The sequence below is a fragment of the Mesorhizobium sp. RCAM 06353 genome (genome assembly GCF_059683585.1).
On sequence record NZ_CM185031.1, the window covers coordinates 4,552,705 to 4,571,647 of the forward strand.

The 18,943-nt window shown below is 62.7% G+C and carries 14 protein-coding genes and 1 pseudogene; 8 read left to right on the plus strand and 7 right to left on the minus strand.

Annotated elements, in window-relative coordinates; translation table 11 throughout:
• Positions 1-5: 5 nt before the first annotated feature.
• From AC56QX_RS21905 to AC56QX_RS21920, 4 genes are all read right to left on the minus strand, one after another.
• Positions 6-458, minus strand: coding sequence for a DUF983 domain-containing protein (locus AC56QX_RS21905; protein WP_497110569.1), 453 nt, complete (start codon positions 456-458; stop codon positions 6-8).
• Entirely contained in the window at positions 458-2,764 is a 2,307-nt protein-coding gene (rnr, locus tag AC56QX_RS21910; RefSeq protein ID WP_497110570.1) for a ribonuclease R, read from the minus strand. Before rnr ends, AC56QX_RS21905 begins: the two co-directional genes overlap by 1 nt.
• A gap of 6 nt (positions 2,765-2,770) precedes the next feature.
• Entirely contained in the window at positions 2,771-5,392 is a 2,622-nt protein-coding gene (topA, locus tag AC56QX_RS21915) for a type I DNA topoisomerase (RefSeq protein WP_497110571.1), read from the minus strand.
• A gap of 366 nt (positions 5,393-5,758) precedes the next feature.
• Complete coding sequence (locus AC56QX_RS21920; protein ID WP_172228561.1) at positions 5,759-6,136, minus strand: COG4315 family predicted lipoprotein; 378 nt, start codon at positions 6,134-6,136, stop codon at positions 5,759-5,761.
• A gap of 179 nt (positions 6,137-6,315) precedes the next feature.
• On the opposite strand from AC56QX_RS21920, the gene AC56QX_RS21925 reads away from it, so the two are divergent.
• Positions 6,316-7,062: a cytochrome c biogenesis CcdA family protein gene (locus AC56QX_RS21925; RefSeq protein ID WP_497110573.1), complete on the plus strand. Its 747-nt coding sequence runs from the start codon at positions 6,316-6,318 to the stop codon at positions 7,060-7,062.
• A 13-nt stretch (positions 7,063-7,075) separates the two neighbouring features.
• Here AC56QX_RS21925 and AC56QX_RS21930 read toward each other — a convergent pair whose 3' ends face one another.
• Positions 7,076-7,300, minus strand: a complete 225-nt coding sequence (locus tag AC56QX_RS21930; protein WP_497110574.1) for a hypothetical protein — start codon at positions 7,298-7,300, stop codon at positions 7,076-7,078.
• A gap of 212 nt (positions 7,301-7,512) precedes the next feature.
• Here AC56QX_RS21930 and glmU point away from each other — a divergent pair, with 212 nt between their 5' ends.
• Positions 7,513-8,880, plus strand: a complete 1,368-nt coding sequence (glmU, locus tag AC56QX_RS21935; RefSeq protein WP_497110576.1) for a bifunctional UDP-N-acetylglucosamine diphosphorylase/glucosamine-1-phosphate N-acetyltransferase GlmU — start codon at positions 7,513-7,515, stop codon at positions 8,878-8,880.
• Positions 8,881-8,883: 3 nt separating this feature from the next.
• Here glmU and AC56QX_RS21940 read toward each other — a convergent pair.
• Positions 8,884-9,257: pseudogene (locus tag AC56QX_RS21940) on the minus strand (ADP-ribosylation/crystallin J1).
• Positions 9,258-9,465: 208 nt separating this feature from the next.
• Between AC56QX_RS21940 and glmS the strand changes: the two are divergent.
• From glmS to AC56QX_RS21960, 4 genes are all read left to right on the plus strand, one after another.
• Positions 9,466-11,289 (plus strand): glutamine--fructose-6-phosphate transaminase (isomerizing), encoded by a 1,824-nt coding sequence (glmS, locus tag AC56QX_RS21945; protein WP_497110578.1) that lies wholly within the window; start codon positions 9,466-9,468, stop codon positions 11,287-11,289.
• Positions 11,290-11,407: 118 nt separating this feature from the next.
• Positions 11,408-11,689: a type II toxin-antitoxin system RelE/ParE family toxin gene (locus AC56QX_RS21950; RefSeq protein WP_497110580.1), complete on the plus strand. Its 282-nt coding sequence runs from the start codon at positions 11,408-11,410 to the stop codon at positions 11,687-11,689.
• A 37-nt stretch (positions 11,690-11,726) separates the two neighbouring features.
• Positions 11,727-12,026, plus strand: a complete 300-nt coding sequence (locus tag AC56QX_RS21955) for a HigA family addiction module antitoxin (protein ID WP_497110581.1) — start codon at positions 11,727-11,729, stop codon at positions 12,024-12,026.
• Between the two features lie 80 nt (positions 12,027-12,106).
• The gene (locus tag AC56QX_RS21960) at positions 12,107-12,859 is read left to right on the plus strand and encodes a DUF502 domain-containing protein (RefSeq protein WP_497110582.1); all 753 of its coding nucleotides are present in this window, start codon (positions 12,107-12,109) and stop codon (positions 12,857-12,859) included.
• On the opposite strand, the gene recG is transcribed toward AC56QX_RS21960, so the two are convergent.
• Positions 12,811-14,919, minus strand: coding sequence for an ATP-dependent DNA helicase RecG (gene recG / locus AC56QX_RS21965; RefSeq protein ID WP_497110583.1), 2,109 nt, complete (start codon positions 14,917-14,919; stop codon positions 12,811-12,813). The genes AC56QX_RS21960 and recG overlap by 49 nt on opposite strands.
• A 92-nt stretch (positions 14,920-15,011) precedes the next feature.
• On the opposite strand from recG, the gene AC56QX_RS21970 reads away from it, so the two are divergent.
• Both AC56QX_RS21970 and mfd read left to right on the plus strand, forming a co-directional pair.
• The gene (locus AC56QX_RS21970) at positions 15,012-15,299 is read left to right on the plus strand and encodes a succinate dehydrogenase assembly factor 2 (RefSeq protein ID WP_477220328.1); all 288 of its coding nucleotides are present in this window, start codon (positions 15,012-15,014) and stop codon (positions 15,297-15,299) included.
• A gap of 72 nt (positions 15,300-15,371) precedes the next feature.
• Positions 15,372-18,869 (plus strand): transcription-repair coupling factor, encoded by a 3,498-nt coding sequence (gene mfd / locus AC56QX_RS21975; protein ID WP_497110584.1) that lies wholly within the window; start codon positions 15,372-15,374, stop codon positions 18,867-18,869.
• The last annotated feature ends 74 nt before the right edge of the window (positions 18,870-18,943 follow it).

Here is an 18,943-nt window from a genome sequence, read left to right on the forward strand (position 1 = left end):
GCGCTTCAGGCGCCGTGGTGGGACTCTGTCCCATCCTTTTCGCCACCGAATCCGTGCATATAGAACGCCCATTGCAGTCCGATGACGGCGCCTTTGACAGGCTGCAGGAGCGCAACCGACAAAACGATGGTCAGCGGCACCCAAATGGCGATGTGCTGCCATGTGGACAAGGTCGACGTCGCTTCCACGCCCATGAAGGCGCCGAGAACGATGTGGCCGACGATGACGATAACCAGATAGGCCGGCAGGTCGTCGGCGCGGTGGTGATGAATTTCCTCACCGCAGACGCTGCAGGTTTCGACGGTCTTGGTGAAGCCGCGGAACAGCTTGCCTTCGCCGCAATTCGGGCAGCGGCCCAAGAGGCCGCGCTTCATGGCCGTCCACAGCGGGCGGGCAACCCGGCCCGTGTGATGTTCGCCGCCGAAAACCTGTTCTTGTATCCCTAATTCATTTGGCATCATCGTCTCCTGCCGCGCGAACCCGATCGCGATTGCGACGCACGGGCGCGGCCTTTAGCCTTGTGAAACGACTTGCTGGAGCCTGGCAGGGGCTTCGGGTCGGTCAACATCTCGAAGCGCATCGCGCCGGCCATTGGTGCCACCTCGATGAGCCGGACCTCGACGCGGTCCGCGAGCTGGTAGCCTTTGCCCGAGCGTTCTCCGAACAGGGAGCGGGCCGTTTCGTCGTATATATAGTAATCGCCGCCCAGAGTTGACACCGGGATGAAGCCATCTGCGCCAAACTGCGGCAATTGGACAAATAGTCCTGATTTGGTGACGCCGGAGATGCGGGCGTCGAACCGGTCGTCGATGCGCTCGGCGAGATAGGCCGCGATTAGCCGGTCGACTGTGTCACGCTCGGCCGCCATGGCGCGCCGCTCGGTGCCGGAGATCAATATCGCAACGTCTTCGAGCCGGGCTGCCTCATCCTGCGTCAGCCCTCCTGGACCGAGGCCGAGTGCGGCAATCAGCCCGCGATGCACGATCAGATCGGCGTAGCGGCGGATCGGTGAGGTGAAATGCGCGTAGCGCCTGAGATTGAGGCCGAAATGGCCAATATTCCCGGGCGAATATTCGGCCTGGCTCTGCGAACGCAGCACCACTTCGTTGACCAGCCCTTCATTGTCTGCGCCGCGCACGCGCTCCAGGATGCCGTTGAACTGGCTGGGCCGCATCTGCGCGCCGCGCGCCAGCGACAGGCCGAGCGTCTGCAGGAACTCGCGCAGCGATTCCTGCTTGGCGAGCGAAGGCGCGTCATGGACGCGGTAGACCAGCGCCTGCTTCTTCGCCTCAAGCGTCTCGGCGGCGGCGACATTGGCCTGGATCATGAATTCTTCGATCAGCTTGTGGGCATCGAGCCGTTCCGGCACGATGACGCGATCGACCGTGCCGTCCGGCTTGAGCAGGATCTTGCGCTCCGGCAAGTCGAGTTCGAGCGGCTGGCGGCCGTCGCGTCCGCGTTTCAGGATCGCATAGGCGTCCCATAGCGGCTTCAGCACGGTGTCGAGGATCGGACCGGTCTTGTCGTCCGGCACGCCGTTGATGGCCGCCTGCGCTTGCGGGTAGGCAAGTTTCGCCGCGGATTTCATCATCACGCGGTGGAAGGAATGCCGGATCTTGTGGCCATCGGCGGAGAAGGTCATGCGCACTGCGAGCGCCGGCCGATCCTGGCCCTCGCGCAGTGAACAGAGGTCGTTGGAGATGCGTTCAGGTAGCATCGGCACGACGCGGTCTGGGAAATAAACCGAATTGCCGCGCTTCAAGGCTTCGCGGTCGAGAGCAGTGCCATAGCGGACATAGGCGGCGACATCGGCGATCGCGACGGTGGCGATCACGCCGCCCGGGTTTTTCTCGTCGAGGTCAGGTGTGGCGAAGACAGCGTCGTCATGGTCCTTGGCGTCGGCCGGATCGATGGTGACCAGCGGCAGATCGCGCCAGTCCTCGCGGTGGTCCATCGACGCCGGCTTGACGGCTTCGGATTCGGCGATGACATCGGTCGGGAAGATGTGCGGAATGTCGTGGGCGTGGATGGCGATCATCGAGACCGCCTTTTCGCTGGTCAGCGAGCCCAGCACGTTGAGCACCTTGGCGCGCGGCAGCCCATAGCGAGAGGCGCGCGCGGGCTCGACCTCGACCAGGTCGCCGTTCCTGGCACCGTTCTGGAATTCCTTGTCGACGATCAGCTCCGGCTGGCGCCGCTCGACCGGCTCGATGCGGAGAGTACCGTCCTGCAGCACACGGAAGACGCCGAGTACGGCATCGGTGCGCTTCTCGAAAATCTTCATCACCCGGCCGGTATAGGCGGGGCCAGACGGATCATCGGTCGGGAAGGTCTTGGCCAGCACGCGGTCGCCAATGCCCGGTGCCGGGCCGTTGCCACTGCGTGAGACGCGGATCGAGACCACGGGCGGTTCGCCGGTGCCGACGGCCTCGGCCGGATGCGCCAGCAGGATGCCGTCGCCGTCACGGCCGAAAATGTCGAGCACCGCGACATGGGGCAGGGCGCCGACGCGGGCCAACCGTTTGCGTTCCTTGGTGAGAACGCCTTCGTCCTGCAGGTCGCGCAGGATGTCCTTCAGCCAGATGCGGTCGTCACCGCGCAGCGCGAACGCCTTGGCGATGTCGCGCTTTCCGGCACGATCGGGATTTTCGGCGATGTAGCGCAGGATTTCGTCGCGCGAGGGCCTGTAGTCGTCCTTGACCTTGGCTCTGGTGTCGGCGGTGCGTGGATCGCCGTGGCTTCGTCCGGTGATCCTGCGCGCCACGCCGTCCTACCCTTTTTTCTTCGCCGCCGGCTTCTTGGCCGCTGTTTTCTTGGCTGCCGGCGCCTTGGCTGCTGCTGCCTTGCGGAACGGCTTCTTGCTGCCGCCGCCCTTGGCTTCCTTCTCGGCAATCAGCGCCAGCGCATCCTCGACGGTCACCGATTGCGGATCTTTACCCTTGGGGAGCGTGGCATTGACCTTGCCGAAATTCACGTAAGGCCCGTATTTGCCGTCGCGCACGACGATCTTGCCGCCGCCATCGGGGTGGTCGCCGAGTTCCTTGAGCGCTGCCGCAGTGCCGCCATTGCGGCCGCCCTTGCCCTTCGACTGCTTCTCGGCAATCACGGTGACGGCGCGGTTGAGGCCGATAGAGAATACATCCTCGATGGAGTCGAGATTGGCATAGGTGCCGTCATGCAGCACGAACGGGCCGTAACGACCAAGTCCGGCCGAGATCATCTTGGCCGTTTCGGGATGCTTGCCGATATCGCGCGGCAGCGCCAGCAACGCCAACGCCTTCTCATGATCGATGGAGTCGGGCGTCCAGCCCTTGGGCAGGCTCGAGCGCTTGGCTTCCTTGCCGTCGCCACGCTGGAGGTAGGGGCCGAAGCGGCCTGAGCGCAGCGTGATTTCCTCCGCCGTATAGGGATCCTTGCCGAGCAGCTTGGTGCCGTCCTCGCCGCCGCCATTCTCGCCATTCGGGTTGGCAGCGTCGCCGAGCTGGCGGGTGAAGGAGCATTCCGGATAGTTCGAGCAGCCGACAAAGGCGCCGAACTTGCCGAGCTTCAGCGACAGATTGCCGGTGCCGCATTTCGGGCAGATGCGCGGGTTGGAGCCGTCTTCCCTTGTGGGAAACACCAGTGGCGCCAGTTCCTCGTTCAGCGCATCGAGCACGTCGGTGACGCGCAGTTCCTTGATGTCGGCGACGGCGCCGGAAAAATCCTTCCAGAAATCGCGCAGCACGTCCTTCCAGGCGAGCTTGCCGTCCGAAATCTCGTCGAGCTTTTCCTCGAGCGAGGCGGTGAAGTCGTATTCGACATAGCGCTCGAAGAAGCTTTCGAGGAAGGCCGACAACAGCCGGCCCTTGGCCTGCGGCACCAGCCGGCGCTTGTCGATGGTGACATAGTCGCGGTCCTCGAGCGTCTTCAGGATCGCGGTGTAGGTCGAGGGGCGGCCGATGCCGAGCTCTTCCAGCTTCTTGATCAGCGTCGCCTCGGAGTAGCGCGGCGGCGGCTCGGTCGTGTGCTGGGTGGCGTTGATCGCCTGGCGGGCAAGCTGCTCGCCGGCGCGGATTTCGGGCAGACGACGGTTTTCCTCGTCTTCCGCATCGTCGTCCTTCTGGTCGGTGTAGGCAGCGATGAAGCCGTCGAAGCGAACGACCGAACCGACAGCGCGAAGCTCGGCGGTGCGGGCGCCGTTGACCGCTTCGATCTCGACCGTGGTGCGCTCGATTTCGGCCGGCTGCATCTGGCTGGCGATGGCGCGCTTCCAGATCAGCTCATAGAGCCGCATTTGATCGGAATCGAGATATTGCCTGACCGATGCCGGGGTGCGCATGAAATCCGTCGGGCGGATGGCTTCGTGCGCTTCCTGGGCGTTCTTGGCCTTGGCGGTGTATTGGCGCGGCTTTTCGGGCAGGTATTTCGGGCCGAATTCCTTGGCGATGGCGTCGCGGGCAGCGTCGATCGCTTCGGGCGCCATCTGGACGCCGTCGGTTCGCATATAAGTGATCAGGCCGGTGGTCTCGCCACCGATCTCCATGCCCTCATAGAGCCGCTGCGCCACCTGCATGGTGCGCGTGGCGGAGAAGCCGAGGCCCGATGAGGCCGCCTGCTGCAGCGTCGAGGTGGTGAAGGGCGGACCGGGATTGCGCTTGGTCGGCTTGGCTTCGACGGACAGCGCCTTGAAGGTCGCGCCCTCGAGCATTCCCTTGATGTCGTCAGCCTGCGCCTTGTTGGCGATGTCGAGCTTTTGCAGCTTCTTGCGCTCGAAGGCGGTCAGCCGCGCTTCGAATGTGTCGTTGCGCGGCGTGCCGAGGAGGGCGGCAATCTGCCAATATTCCTCGCGGATGAAGCGCTCGATCTCGGATTCGCGGTCGCAGACCAGGCGCAGCGCCACCGACTGGACGCGGCCGGCCGAGCGTGCGCCCGGCAGTTTGCGCCACAGCACCGGCGACAGCGTGAAGCCGACGAGATAGTCGAGCGCCCGGCGGGCGAGATAGGCATCGACCAGCGGCGCATCGATCTGGCGCGGATTGGCCATGGCTTCCAGCACCGACGACTTGGTGATGGCGTTGAAGACGACACGGCTGACCGACTTGTCCTTCAGCACGCGCTTCTGCTTCAGCACTTCCAGCACATGCCATGAAATGGCTTCGCCTTCGCGATCGGGATCGGTGGCGAGGATCAGGCCATCGGCATCCTTGACCGCCTTGGCGATGTCGGCGAGGCGCTTGCCTGACGCGGTATCGACCGCCCAGGACATGGCAAAATCCTCGTCCGGACGCACCGAGCCGTCCTTGGCCGGCAAATCACGGACATGGCCGAACGAGGCCAGAACCTTGTAGTTCCTGCCGAGGTATTTGTTGATTGTCTTCGCCTTGGCCGGCGATTCGACGACGACGACGTCCATGAGGTCTCATATCAGCTGTGGTGCGGCAGAAGAATTCCGCTGCGCGCGACGAAATCTCGTTCTATTTGTCGCTCACATGGCCGCGCTTTTGCATCGGGTCAAGGGGAAGCGCCCAAATTGCAGGGCTCTCCGCAGCAATACACTCTTAGAGTGTATGGAGAAAATCACAGATTTCGGCTTGGAGAGATGGCGGTCTCGAGCCAGTGGAAACAGCCCGATTCATTTTTCCGCCGAGTCGAGGAAAAGCCGGCAGCGCACAACATCGGGACGACGCCGTGACAGGCTGCCTGACGCTGGCCGCCGGCGGCATGGAAAGATGCCCGGCGACCAGCTTTTTCCCGCCAGCAGGCGGGCAACGGTCGAGGACTAGTTGGCCTTGACGATGTGCCAGACGCCAGCGACGCCATCGCCGGTCACATCGCCGGCCTTCTTGTCCTTGATGAAGGTGTAGACCGGCTTGCCGTCATAGGCCCACATCTTGGTGCCGTCGGTGCGGTCGACAACGCTCCATTCGTCGTCCGCCTTGGCGCCGGCCTCGGCCTTCAGCGGCGGCCAGTTGGTGGCGCACTTGTCGTAGCAGTTGGTCTTGCCCTTCTCGTCCTTGTCATAGGTGTAGAGCGTCATGCCCATGGCGTCGGTGTAGATCTTGGTGCCATTGACCTCGGCTTCCTTCCACGCGTCGGCGGCGAAGGATGCGGCGGTGCTGAGCAGAAGTGCGGCCAGCCCTATGGTTATGGTTTTCATGGAAATCTCCCTGACTGATATTTGGAGACGCGCGGGAAATCGCGGCCTCTTTGCATCAACGTCCAACGCACGTGCTTTCGTCCCCGACGCGCGCATGCGGCGATGACTTTCCACACAATGGTGATTGGCAGACGTGCTTGACCGTCGCTATATCGTCGCCAAACAGTCGGAGCTTGGGAATGGCATTGGACATCGGCTATGTCAGCGCGATCGGGGCGGGGGCGATCTCGTTCCTGTCGCCTTGCGTGCTGCCGTTGGTGCCGCCCTATCTCTGCTATATGGCCGGCGTTTCGGTCGACGATTTTCGCGGCAATGCGGGCGTGACGGCCAGGGAAGGTACGCGTGGCGCACTGCTTTATTCCTCGGTTGCTTTCGTGCTCGGCTTCTCGACAGTGTTCGTCGCGCTCGGAGCCGGCGCCTCGACCATCGGACGGCTGCTGCGCGTCTGGCAGGAGCCGCTGGCGATGGCCGCCGGCGTGCTGATCATCCTGATGGGCCTGAATTTTCTCGGCATCCTGCGCATTCCGTTGTTGTCGCGCGAGGCGCGCTTCCAGTCGCAGGGAAAACCAGCCAGTGCTATCGCCGCCTATGTCATGGGGCTCGCCTTCGCCTTCGGTTGGACGCCGTGCATCGGCCCGGTGCTGGGGCCGATCCTGACGCTTGCCGGTGGTCGCGAAACCGTGGGCGAGGGCGCGCTGCTGCTCGCCGCCTATTCGCTTGGGCTGGGCATCCCGTTCCTCATCGCAGCGCTGTTTTCCGGCGCCTTCATGCGCTTCCTCGGAAAATTCCGCGTCCATCTCGGCCGGGTCGAAAAGGCGATCGGCGCGCTGCTGGTGGTCGCCGGTGTGTTTTTCCTCACCGGCGGCGTGCAAACGGTGTCGTATTGGCTGCTGGAGAACTTTCCGGTGCTGGGACGGCTAGGGTAGCGGGTCCCGACGGCTATCGCTTTTTTGATATCTTTCCCAAGAGAAAAAGCGCACATCCAGCACCCAAAACTGCCCCGAGCACTGTAGCTACAACTAGCGTATGAATGGTGCTTTCCAGGGAGAAAGCTGACGCTTTGTCTTGGAGTTCGGCGGCGATGAGCCAACAGACTGGAATGCCGATAGCCGCGCCGAAGACAATAGCTGCAAAGGCGATTGCCATGTCGGCAACGTATCTCAATTCACCATCTCCCTTCAGGGGGCGCTGGACGCCTATTTTTCCTATATCTCTTGCAAATTCAAATTCGGTTAAACGCTTGCTTTTCCAGAGCGCCGGCCATCGAACACATCGATTCCAGATCCAATCTCACCGGAATTTAACCGCATTGGTGCAGCATGGCACGGCTGCTAGCATGATTTGATTCCCAACCCTTTTCATATGGTTGTCCATCCATGAGCCAGAGATCCTGCCTGTCCGTCATCCTTGCCGCCGGCGAAGGCACGCGCATGAAGAGCGCCCTGCCGAAGGTGTTGCACCATATCGCCGGGCTGCCGATGGTTGCCCATGTGGTGAGAGCCGCTGAAGCTGCTGGCGCCGGCGACCAGGCGCTGGTGATCGGGCATGGTGCGGATGAGATGCGCAAGGCGGCGGCGAAGTTCGCACCGAACGCAGAGACCTTCGTGCAGGAAAAGCGTCTTGGCACGGCGCATGCCGTTCTGGCTGCTCGCCAAGCGATATCAAAGGGTTATGATGATGTGCTGGTAATGTTCGGCGACACGCCGCTGATCGATGCGACCGCTCTCACGGTGGCGCGGCTAAAGCTGGCGGAAGGTGCCGCCGTCGTGGTCATCGGCTTCCGTACACCCAATCCAACCGGCTACGGCCGGCTGATCGAAAAGGGCGGCAAGCTCGTCGCCATCCGCGAGGAGAAAGACTGCAGCGAGGAAGAGAAGGAGATCACCTTCTGCAATGGCGGGCTGATGGCGGTGGCCGGCGCCCACGCGCTGAAGCTGCTCGACGCGGTCGGCAACAAGAATGCCAAGGGCGAATATTACCTCACAGATATCGTTGAGATCGCCAGCGGGCGCGGCCTTGATGTGGTCGCGACAGAAGCCAGCTTCGAAAATGCGCTCGGCATCAACAACCGAGCTGAGCTGGCGCAGGCCGAGGGCATCTGGCAGCAGCGCCGCCGGCACGAGGCGATGCTTTCGGGTGTGACGCTGATCGCGCCGGAGACCGTGTATTTCTCGCATGACACCGAGATCGGCGCCGACACGCTCGTCGAACCCAATGTCTGGTTCGGCCCAGGGGTGAAGATTGCCACGGGCGCCAAGATCCATGCCTTCAGCCACATCGAAGGCGCCACCATTGCGTCCAACTGCGATGTCGGGCCATACGCGCGGCTGCGGCCGGGCGCCGATCTGAAGCAGAAAGCCAAGGTCGGCAACTTCTGCGAGGTCAAGCAGGCTGTCATCGAGGAGGGCGCCAAGGTCAACCATCTGACCTATATCGGCGATGCCCGCGTTGGCGCGGGTGCCAATATTGGCGCCGGCACCATCACCTGCAACTATGACGGCTATTCGAAATTCTTCACCGATATCGGCGAGGGCGCCTTTGTCGGCTCCAACTCCTCGCTGGTGGCGCCGGTGTCGATTGGAAAGGGCGGCTACATCGCGTCCGGCAGCGTCATCACCGAAAGCGTGCCCGACGATGCGCTGGCCTTCGGCCGTGCCCGCCAGAAGACAATCCCGGGCAAGGGCAAGGAATTGCGCGAGCGTTTTGCCTCAGCCGCGGCGGCAAAGAAGAAGGCCGCCGAATAATTCTCAAACGGTGCTTTCGGCGGCCTTTCCGAACGCAGCCGTCACCTCGATCTTGCCGATGAGCGCGTTGTTGAAGGCTGGCAAATCCTCGGCGGGTATCCAGTATTCGAGGTGCGCCCTGCTGCCGGCGTGTTCGACACGATAGCCATCCAGGAAGCTTTTCAGGACATCGCGCGCGTCACGAAGCCAGAACCACTTGCCGGCACATTCCAGTCGCGGGCGATCTGCACGGCATAGGCTTCCGACAGAACTGGATAGAAGATGGGCTGATCGGGCAGGCGCGGCGGAAATGCCCGCATGTCCGACGCCTCGATCAGTTTCAATTCCTGAGGGCCAACTGGGCGCCAGAGTGTAATTGTGGGTTGGGCTTCATTCATGGCTGAAAGCTTAGCCAAATATTGCCGGAACGAAAACCGGATCGCTGAAAACCGAGCAATTGCAGTAACGGGATTGCAAGAGCGGTCTGGCATGGTGCATGCGTGCGCATCCGTCCGTTACACCGGACGAAATGCAATGTGACTTTCGTGGCCGGCCGGCCATCCCTAAATAGCGCTGGTCTTGCACGGGGAATCGGGGACTGTCTGCATGTGCGGTATCGTTGGAATCGTCGGTCACTCGCAGGTTGCGCCGCTCATCGTCGATGCGCTGAAACGGCTCGAATATCGCGGCTATGACTCGGCCGGTGTCGCCACGATCGAAAAGGGACAGCTTGGCCGCCGCCGCGCCGAAGGCAAGCTGATCAACCTGGAGCGCCGGCTCAAGGAGGAGCCGCTCGACGGCACGATCGGCATCGGCCACACGCGCTGGGCGACCCATGGCGTGCCCAATGAGACCAATGCGCACCCGCATTTTTCCGATGGCGTCGCCATCGTCCACAACGGCATCATCGAGAATTTCGCCGAGCTTCGCGACGAGCTGATCCGCGACGGCTACTCTTTCTCGTCGCAGACCGACACCGAGGTCGTGGCGCATCTGGTGGCGCGCGAACTCGCCAAGGGGCTGAAGCCGGTCGAGGCTGCGCACCAGGCACTGAAGCGGCTGGAAGGCGCCTTTGCACTGGCGATCATGTTCAAGGGCGACGAAGACCTGATCGTCGGCGCCCGCAATGGCCCGCCTCTCGCCGTCGGCCATGGCGATGGCGAGATGTTTCTGGGCTCCGACGCCATCGCGCTCGCGCCGTTCACCAATTCGATCACCTATCTGGAAGACGGCGACTGGGCGGTGGTGCGCCGCGATGGCGTCACCATTTTTGACATCGACGGCAAAAAGGTCGAGCGCAAGCGGCAGCAGTCGCTGTCGACCAGCTTCATGGTCGACAAGGGCAACCGGCGCCATTTCATGGAGAAGGAAATCCATGAACAGCCCGAGGTGATCTCGCACACGCTGGCGCATTATGTGGATTTCGTCTCCGGCGTCTCGAAGCCGCTCGATCTGCCGTTCGACTTCGCCAAGATCGGCCGGCTGGCGATCTCGGCTTGCGGTACAGCCTATCTCGCCGGCCTGATCGGCAAATACTGGTTCGAGCGCTATGCGCGGCTGCCGGTCGACATCGATGTCGCCTCGGAGTTCCGCTACCGCGAGATGCCGCTGTCGGCCGATGATGCGGCGTTCTTCATCTCACAGTCGGGCGAGACCGCCGACACGCTGGCCTCGCTGCGCTACTGCCGCAAGGCCGGCATGAAGATCGGCGCCATCGTCAATGTGCGCGAATCGACAATGGCGCGCGAATCCGACGTCGTGCTGCCGACGCTCGCCGGCCCCGAGATCGGCGTCGCCTCGACCAAGGCTTTTACATGTCAGCTCTCGGTGCTGGCGTCTCTCGCAGTGCGCGCCGGCGTGGCGCGCGGCACGATTTCGAACGAGCAGGAAAAGACCTTGGTGCGTGCGCTTTCGGAAGCGCCGCGCTATGCCAACCAGGTGCTCAAGCTCGAAGAGCAGATCGAGCGCATCGCGCGCGAACTGTCGCGCTACAAGGACGTGCTCTATCTCGGCCGCGACACGAATTTCCCGCTGGCCATGGAAGGCGCGCTGAAACTCAAGGAAATCTCCTATATCCACGCCGAAGGCTATGCGGCGGGCGAGTTGAAGCATGGGCCGATCGCGCTGATCGATGAGAACATGCCGGTCATCGTGATTGCGCCGCATGACCGCATTTTCGAGAAAACCGTGTCCAACATGCAGGAAGTGGCGGCGCGCGGCGGCAAGATCATCCTGATCACCGACAGCAAGGGGGCCGCACAGGTGAGCGTGAAGACGATGGAGACGATCATCCTGCCGGACGTGCCGGAAATCATCTCGCCGATCATCTATGCGCTGCCGATCCAGATGCTGGCCTATTTCGCCGCCGTGTTCATGGGCACCGACGTCGACCAGCCGCGCAATCTGGCGAAATCGGTGACGGTGGAGTAGCTATCGGCAACCCTTCCATTGACGCCGATCAGCTGGCGGCAAATTTTGTATCGACCGGTGATACATTTTCTTGCGCAGGGACTGTATCAGTGTATGATACATCCAAGAGGGCGCGTCGTTGATCGTTTCGTTCAAAGGCAAGGCGGTCGAAGTGGTTGCCGAAGGGAAGGCGCCAAAAGGCTTCCCGCCGGATTTGGTTGCCCGTGGTGAACGTCGCCTTCGCGCAATTGCCAACGCCGCTCAATTGAATGACCTTCGATCGCCACCCGGAAATCATCTGGAAGCCCTGAAAGGGAGCCGCGTCGGGCAGCATTCAATTCGCATCAACGACCAGTGGCGTATCTGCTTCAGGTGGACCGCTGCTGGCGCTGAAGACGTGGAGATCGTCGACTACCATTAAGCGGGCACTTGCCCTGAACGTTTGAGGATCCTGAATTATGCTCAAGTTTGCACGTCCAGTTCATCCTGGAGAATTCCTGCGGGAAGAATATCTCGTTCCGCTTGGCATGAGTGCAGGCGCGCTGGCGAAAAAGCTCAATCTGCCGCGCACCCGTATTGAACGCATTGCCAAGGAAGAGATCGGTTTGACCCCTGATACGGCGCTTCGCCTTGCCAAATTTTTCAATACCACGCCCGAGTTTTGGATGAATTTTCAGCAGGCTTACCAACTTGAGACCGAAGCGAAGAAGCTCGCGACGGAACTCGAGAAGATCGAACCGCTGGAAGCGGCGGCATAATCGACCCTTTAAAAACTTCGCAGTTCCAAACCGGGCTGCGGTTCACTAATGTTGCGCTGCAACCCGCGCCCCGGTGAACCATGTCCGATGCTCCCAAGACTTCCGGCATGACCCGGCTGAGGAACTATTTCCTCACGGGCTTCGTCGTCTGCGCGCCGCTGGCGATCACCGCCTATATCGCCTGGTCGTTCATCGGCTGGGTCGATTCCTGGGTAAAGCCTTATATTCCAGCGCGTTACAGCCCCGACACCTACCTGCCGTTTCCGGTTCCGGGGTTCGGGCTGATCGTCGCACTGATCCTGATCACGCTGATCGGTTTTCTCACCGCCAACATCGTCGGCCGTGCCATTGTCGGTTTCGGCGAGCGCCTGCTTGGCCGCATGCCGCTGGTGCGCGGCATCTATGGCTCGCTGAAGCAGATTTTCGAGACCGTGCTGTCGAACAAGGGCGACATGTTCCGACAGGTCGGGCTGGTCGAATATCCGCGCAAGGGCGTGTGGTCGCTGGTGTTCGTCGCCAGCGAGAAGGAAACCGAGATCAATGAGAAGCTCGACCAGGAAGGCGATCCGCTGATCGCCGTGTTCATGCCTTGCACGCCCAATCCGACCACCGGCTTTCTCATGTATGTGCTGAAGTCGGACATTGTGCTACTCGATATGACGATCGAGGACGGCGCCAAGCTGATCGTGTCGGCCGGGCTGGTGGCGCCTGAGGTGAAAACCAAGATGGTGACGCTGAATGGCGAGCCGATCAACGGAACGGTCGCCAATCCGCCGCTAGGGCTTCATCCGGCGCGCAAGAGCCGCACGGCCTCGTCGCGGCCGAACAAATAGAGCAGCAGGCGCAGCGCCTCGCCGCGGTCGGATTGCAGTTCCGGGTCGCGTGACAGGATAAGCCTCGCATCATCGCGGGCAGCTTCCAGTAGATCGGCATGCGCCTCGATGCGCGCCACCTGGAAACCCGGCGTGCCGGACTGGCGGGTGCCCAGCAATTCGCCTTCGCCGCGCAGTTTAAGGTCTTCCTCGGCGATCAGGAAACCGTCCTCGGTCTCGCGCATCACCGACAGCCGGCGTTTTGCCGTCTCGCCCAGCGGATCCTTGTAGAGCAGCACGCAGGAGGATGGCTTGTCGCCGCGCCCGACCCGGCCGCGCAGCTGGTGCAGTTGCGCAAGGCCAAAGCGTTCGGCATGTTCGATGACCATGACGGTGGCATCCGGCACATCGACGCCGACCTCGATGACCGTGGTGGCGATCAAGATGCGGGTTTCGCCTTCCTTGAAGGCGCGCATCGCCTCGTCTTTCTCGGCGCCTTTCATGCGGCCATGGACAAGGCCGATACGGTCGCCGAATAGCGGTCTCAGCGAAGCAAAGCGGTCCTCGGCCGACATCAGCTTGATCTCTTCGGATTCCTCGACCAGCGGGCAGATCCAGTAGATCTTCTGGCCGCCGGCGACGGCGTCCTCCATGCGGCCGACCAGCTCGTCGAGCCGCTCCAAGGGCAGCGTGACGGTGCGGATCGGCTGGCGGCCGGCCGGTTTTTCCGTCAGTTTCGACACATCCATGTCGCCGAAGGCGGTCAGCACCAGCGTGCGCGGGATCGGCGTGGCGGTCATCACCAGCATGTCGGGCGCGTCGCCCTTGGCGGTGATGGCCAGCCGCTGATGCACACCGAAGCGATGCTGCTCATCGATCACGGCGAAGACCAGATCGTGGAAGGTCACCGTCTCCTGGAACAGCGCGTGGGTACCGACGACGATGTCGATCTCGCCGCTTGCGAGACCAGCCAGCGTTTCTGTGCGTTCTCGGCCTTTTTCACGGCCGGTCAGAATGGCGATGCGCAGCCCGACCTTGGCAGCGAGCGGGGCAATTGTCGACAGATGCTGGCGCGCCAGGATTTCGGTGGGTGCCATCAATGCCGCTTGGCCGCCAGCCTCAACAGCGCGCGCCATCGCAAGCAGCGCGACAACCGTCTTGCCAGAACCGACATCGCCTTGCAGCAGCCGCAGCATGCGTTCGGGATCGGCGAGGTCGGCATTGATCTCGGCGAGCGCGAATTCCTGGCTTGCGGTCAGCGAATAGGGAAGGGCGGCGCTCAGTTTCTCGACGATGCTGCCGTCGCCGACCAGGGGACGCCCGGACAGGCGGCGGATCTTTGACCGCACCAGCGCCAGCGAGACCTGGCCCGCCAGCAACTCGTCATAGGCAAGGCGCCGCCAGGCGGCACCCTCGATGGAGACGTCGATCGGGTCGGCCGGATTATGGATGCGGGCGAGCGCATCGCCAAAGGTGGGAAAGGTATGCCGGCGCATGAAGGCGCCGTCCTGCCATTCGGGGAATTCGGGCACGCGGACGAGCGCCTGGCCGATCGCCCGGCGCAGCACCTTGCCGGACAGCCCGGCGGTGAGGGGATAGACCGGTTCGACCAGCGGCAGGTTCTCCGCTTCGCTCGCCAGCGCGATATGGTCGGGGTGGACCATGGTCGGGCGGCCGTTGAACCATTCCATGCGGCCCGAGACCACGACATGCTCGCCCACAGGCATTGCTTTTTCGAGATAGGCGGCATGCGCATGGAAGAAGGTCAGACCGATTTCGCCGGTGTCGTCATGGGCGTAGACCCGGTAGGGCACCGACCGGTTGCCGCGCGGTGGCGGCTGGTGACGATCTATGCGCACCTCGAGCGTGACGATCGCGCCTTCGGCCGCGAGCGCGATGCCCGGCCGGTTGCGGCGGTCGATGACGGTGTGCGGCAGGACGAACAGAAGATCGCCGGCGCGGGCCGCGCGATCACCAAGATCAGCCGTGACAATTTTCTCGATCAGTGCGCCGACCTTCGGCCCGACGCCGGCAAGCGAAGTGATCGGGACAAACAAAGGATCGAGGATGGAAGGACGCATGATGTCAGCTTATGTCGCGACGGCTGCAGCGCAAGGCTGACAGCCCCTTCTATCCACGCTATATGCGCCGCAGCAAGTGAGGATGCGCCACAATGACTGGAACGAAACGATCAAGCGAGGGGCTGGATGCCCGCCGCCGCAAGCTCCTGTTCCGCTCCTGGCATCGCGGCATGCGCGAGATGGACCTTATTCTCGGCACCTTCGCTGACGCCGAGATCGGTGCCTTGACCGCCGAGGAAATCGACCAATATGAAGGGCTTCTCGATATTCCCGACACCGAATTCCTGCCGCTGATCACGGGCGAACGCCCAGTGCCGGCGGATATCGATTGTGCCGTCCTGCAAAAGATCCTGGCGTCCCGCCGGACCATGACATTCTGAACACAAGCAATTCCTGGAAAAGTGCGAAGCGGTTTTCCCACTGGAATTGCGACAAAACAAGACCGTGATTTGATGAGCCTCATTCCTACCATTGGCCTGCCGAAAGGCCGCGCCGGCCAGTTCATCGTCGACGGTGTCGCCGATGGCTATGAAGCCTTTGCATTGGTGCAGGCCGCACTCGAAATCGCGCCCGACAAGCCGGTGCTTTTCGTCGCGCGCGATGGCCAGCGCCTGCCGGCGATCATCGAGGCGCTGGCCTTCGCCGCGCCCAGCCTGCCGGTGCTGGAGCTACCGGCCTGGGATTGCCTGCCTTATGACCGGGTCTCGCCCGGCTCGGATGCCGCCGCCAAGCGCCTGGATGCGCTGACCGCCATGATCGCGCTGGCGAAGAAGCCGCACCGCGCCGTCATCCTCACCACCGCCAACGCGCTTCTGCAGCGCATTCCGCCGGCCGACCTGGTGGAAGCACAGACATTCCATGCCAGGCCCGGCAACCAGATCGATATGAATGCGCTGGTGTCGCGGCTGGAAACATCAGGCTTCGAGCGCGTGCCCACGGTGCGCGGCGTCGGTGAATTCGCAGTGCGCGGCGGCATTCTCGACCTGTTCGCGCCCGGCTGGACCGAGGCGCTGAGGCTCGACTTCTTCGGCGACACGCTGGAATCGATCCGCGTCTTCGACGCCGCCACCCAGCGCACGACAGGCCAGCGCAAGTCGATGGCGCTGCAGGCGATGAGCGAAGTGGCGTTGACGCCCGAAACCATCAGCCGCTTCCGCCGCTCCTATATCGAAGCCTTTGGCGCGCCCCAGCGCGACGACGGGCTTTATGCGGCGGTCAGCGAAGGGCGGCGCTTTGCCGGCATGGAGCACTGGCTGCCGTTTTTCTATGAACGGCTGGAGACCGTATTCGACTATCTGCCGGACACGCCCGTCATTTTCGACCATCTGGCGCACGAGGCGCTGGCCGAACGCCACACGCTGATCCTCGACCACTATGAAGCGCGCAAAAAGCAGGCCGACGCCGCACTGAAGGATGCCGTGCCCTACAAGCCGGTGGCGCCGGACCTGCTCTACCTCTCGCCGGAAAACCTGATTGCTTCGCTCGGGCCGCGCGAAGCAATCGACTTTACGCCCTTTGATGCGCCCGATGCTGGTGCGAAAAAAGTCTACCACGCCGGCTCACGCCATGGCCGCAGCTTCGTCGAGGAGCGCGCCGATCCCAATATCAATGTCTTCGATGTCGTCGTCAGGCATATTGCCGACGAGCGCGCTGCGCGCCGGCGTGTGGTCATCGCCGGCTGGACCGAAGGCTCGCTCGACCGGCTTGGGCAGATCCTCGCCGAACATCATCTCGGCAATCTCAAGCAGGTCGAAACACTTGCGGAAGCCGAACAGCTCGAGCCGGGGCAGGCGGCATTGGCCGTGCTGCCGCTCGAATCCGGCTTCGAGACCGAAAAGCTGGTCGTCGTCGCCGAACAGGACATTTTGGGCGACCGGCTGATCCGGCGTTCGAAGCGCAAGAAGCGGGCCTCGGACTTCATTGCCGAAGCCTCGGCCTTGTCGGCCGGCGATATCGTCGTCCATGCCGACCATGGCATTGGCCGGTTCATCGGCCTGCGCACCATTGAAGCGGTTGGTGCGCCGCATGATTGCCTTGAAATCCACTATGCCGGCGACGACCGGCTGTTCCTGCCGGTGGAAAATATCGAGCTTCTGTCGCGTTACGGCTCGGACACAGCCGAAGCGACGCTGGACAAGCTTGGTGGCGGCGCCTGGCAGTCACGCAAGGCGAAACTGAAGAAGCGCCTGCTCGACATGGCCGGACAGTTGATCCGCATTGCCGCGGAACGGCAGATGCGCGCGGCGCCGGCGTTGGTGCCGGCCGAAGGCCTCTATGACGAATTCTCGGCTCGTTTCCCCTACGAGGAGACCGACGACCAGCAGACGGCCATCGACTCGGTGCGTGATGACCTTGGCGCCGGCAAGCCGATGGACCGGCTGATCTGCGGCGACGTCGGCTTCGGCAAGACCGAAGTGGCGCTGCGCGCCGCGTTCATCGCGGCGATGGAAGGGTTCCAGGTCGCCGTGGTGGTGCCGACGACGCTGTTGTCGCGCCAGCATTTCAAGACGTTTTCGCAGCGCTTTTCCGGCCTGCCGATCCGCGTAGCCCAGGCCTCGCGGCTAGTCGGTGCCAAGGAACTCGCCGAAACCAAGAAAGGCATTGCCGAGGGCCAGGTCGACATTGTCATCGGCACCCATGCGCTGCTCGGCTCCGCGATCTCGTTCAAGAATCTCGGCCTGCTGATCATCGACGAGGAGCAGCACTTTGGCGTCAAGCACAAGGAACGGCTGAAGGACCTCAAGACCGATGTGCATGTGCTGACGCTGTCGGCGACGCCGATCCCGCGCACGCTGCAACTGGCGCTAACCGGCGTGCGCGAACTGTCGCTGATCGCCACGCCGCCGGTCGACCGTATGGCGGTGCGCACCTTCATCTCGCCCTTCGATCCGCTTGTCATCCGCGAGACGCTGCTGCGCGAACGCTATCGCGGCGGGCATTCCTTCTATGTCGTTCCGCGCATCAGTGATCTCTCGGAAATCCATGATTTCCTGAAAGAATCTGTCCCGGAGCTAAAGGTGGCGGTTGCCCACGGCCAGATGCCGCCGGGCGAACTCGACGACATCATGAATGCCTTCTACGACGGCCAGTACGATGTGCTTCTGTCGACCACCATTGTCGAATCCGGCCTCGATATCCCGACCGCCAACACGCTGATCATCCATCGTGCCGACATGTTCGGCCTGTCACAGCTCTACCAGCTGCGTGGCCGCGTCGGCCGCTCGAAGGTGCGCGCCTATGCGCTGTTCACGCTGCCGGCCAACCGCAAGCTGACCGACACGGCCGAGCGCCGGCTGAAGGTGTTGCAGTCGCTCGACACGCTGGGCGCCGGCTTCCAGCTCGCCAGCCATGATCTCGACATCCGTGGTGCCGGCAATCTTTTGGGCGAAGAGCAGTCGGGCCATATCAAGGAGGTCGGCTTCGAGCTCTACCAGCAGATGTTGGAGGAGGCGGTGGCTGAAGTGAAGGATTCCGGCGAGGTCCAGGATGGCGGCTGGTCGCCGCAGATCGCCGTCGGCACCGCGGTGATGATCCCGGAAAGCTATGTGCCCGACCTGCAGCTCAGGCTGGCGCTCTACCGCCGCCTCGGCGATCTCGAAAACACCGAGGAGATCGACGCTTTCGGCGCCGAACTGATCGACCGTTTCGGCCCGCTGCCGGACGAGGTCAAGCATCTCCTGAAGATCGTCTTCATCAAGGCGCTGTGCCGCAAGGCCAATGTCGAAAAACTCGATGCCGGGCCAAAGGGCGTCGTCATCCATTTCCGCAAGCGCGAATTCTCCAACCCGGTCGGACTGGTCAAGTTCATCGGCGAGCAGGGCTCTCTGGCCAAGATCCGGCCGGATCACAGCGTCGTCTTTACCCGTGACTGGCCAACCGCCGAGAAGCGTTTGGCGGGCTCGGCGGTGGTCATGACACAGCTCGCAAGGCTGGTCGAGAAGGCAGCGTAGCCCACCCGACCCATTCGCCAGCGCTGAAATTCCGGTCTAGAATAGGAAATCGGCTTCGTGTATGGAGCCGCCAC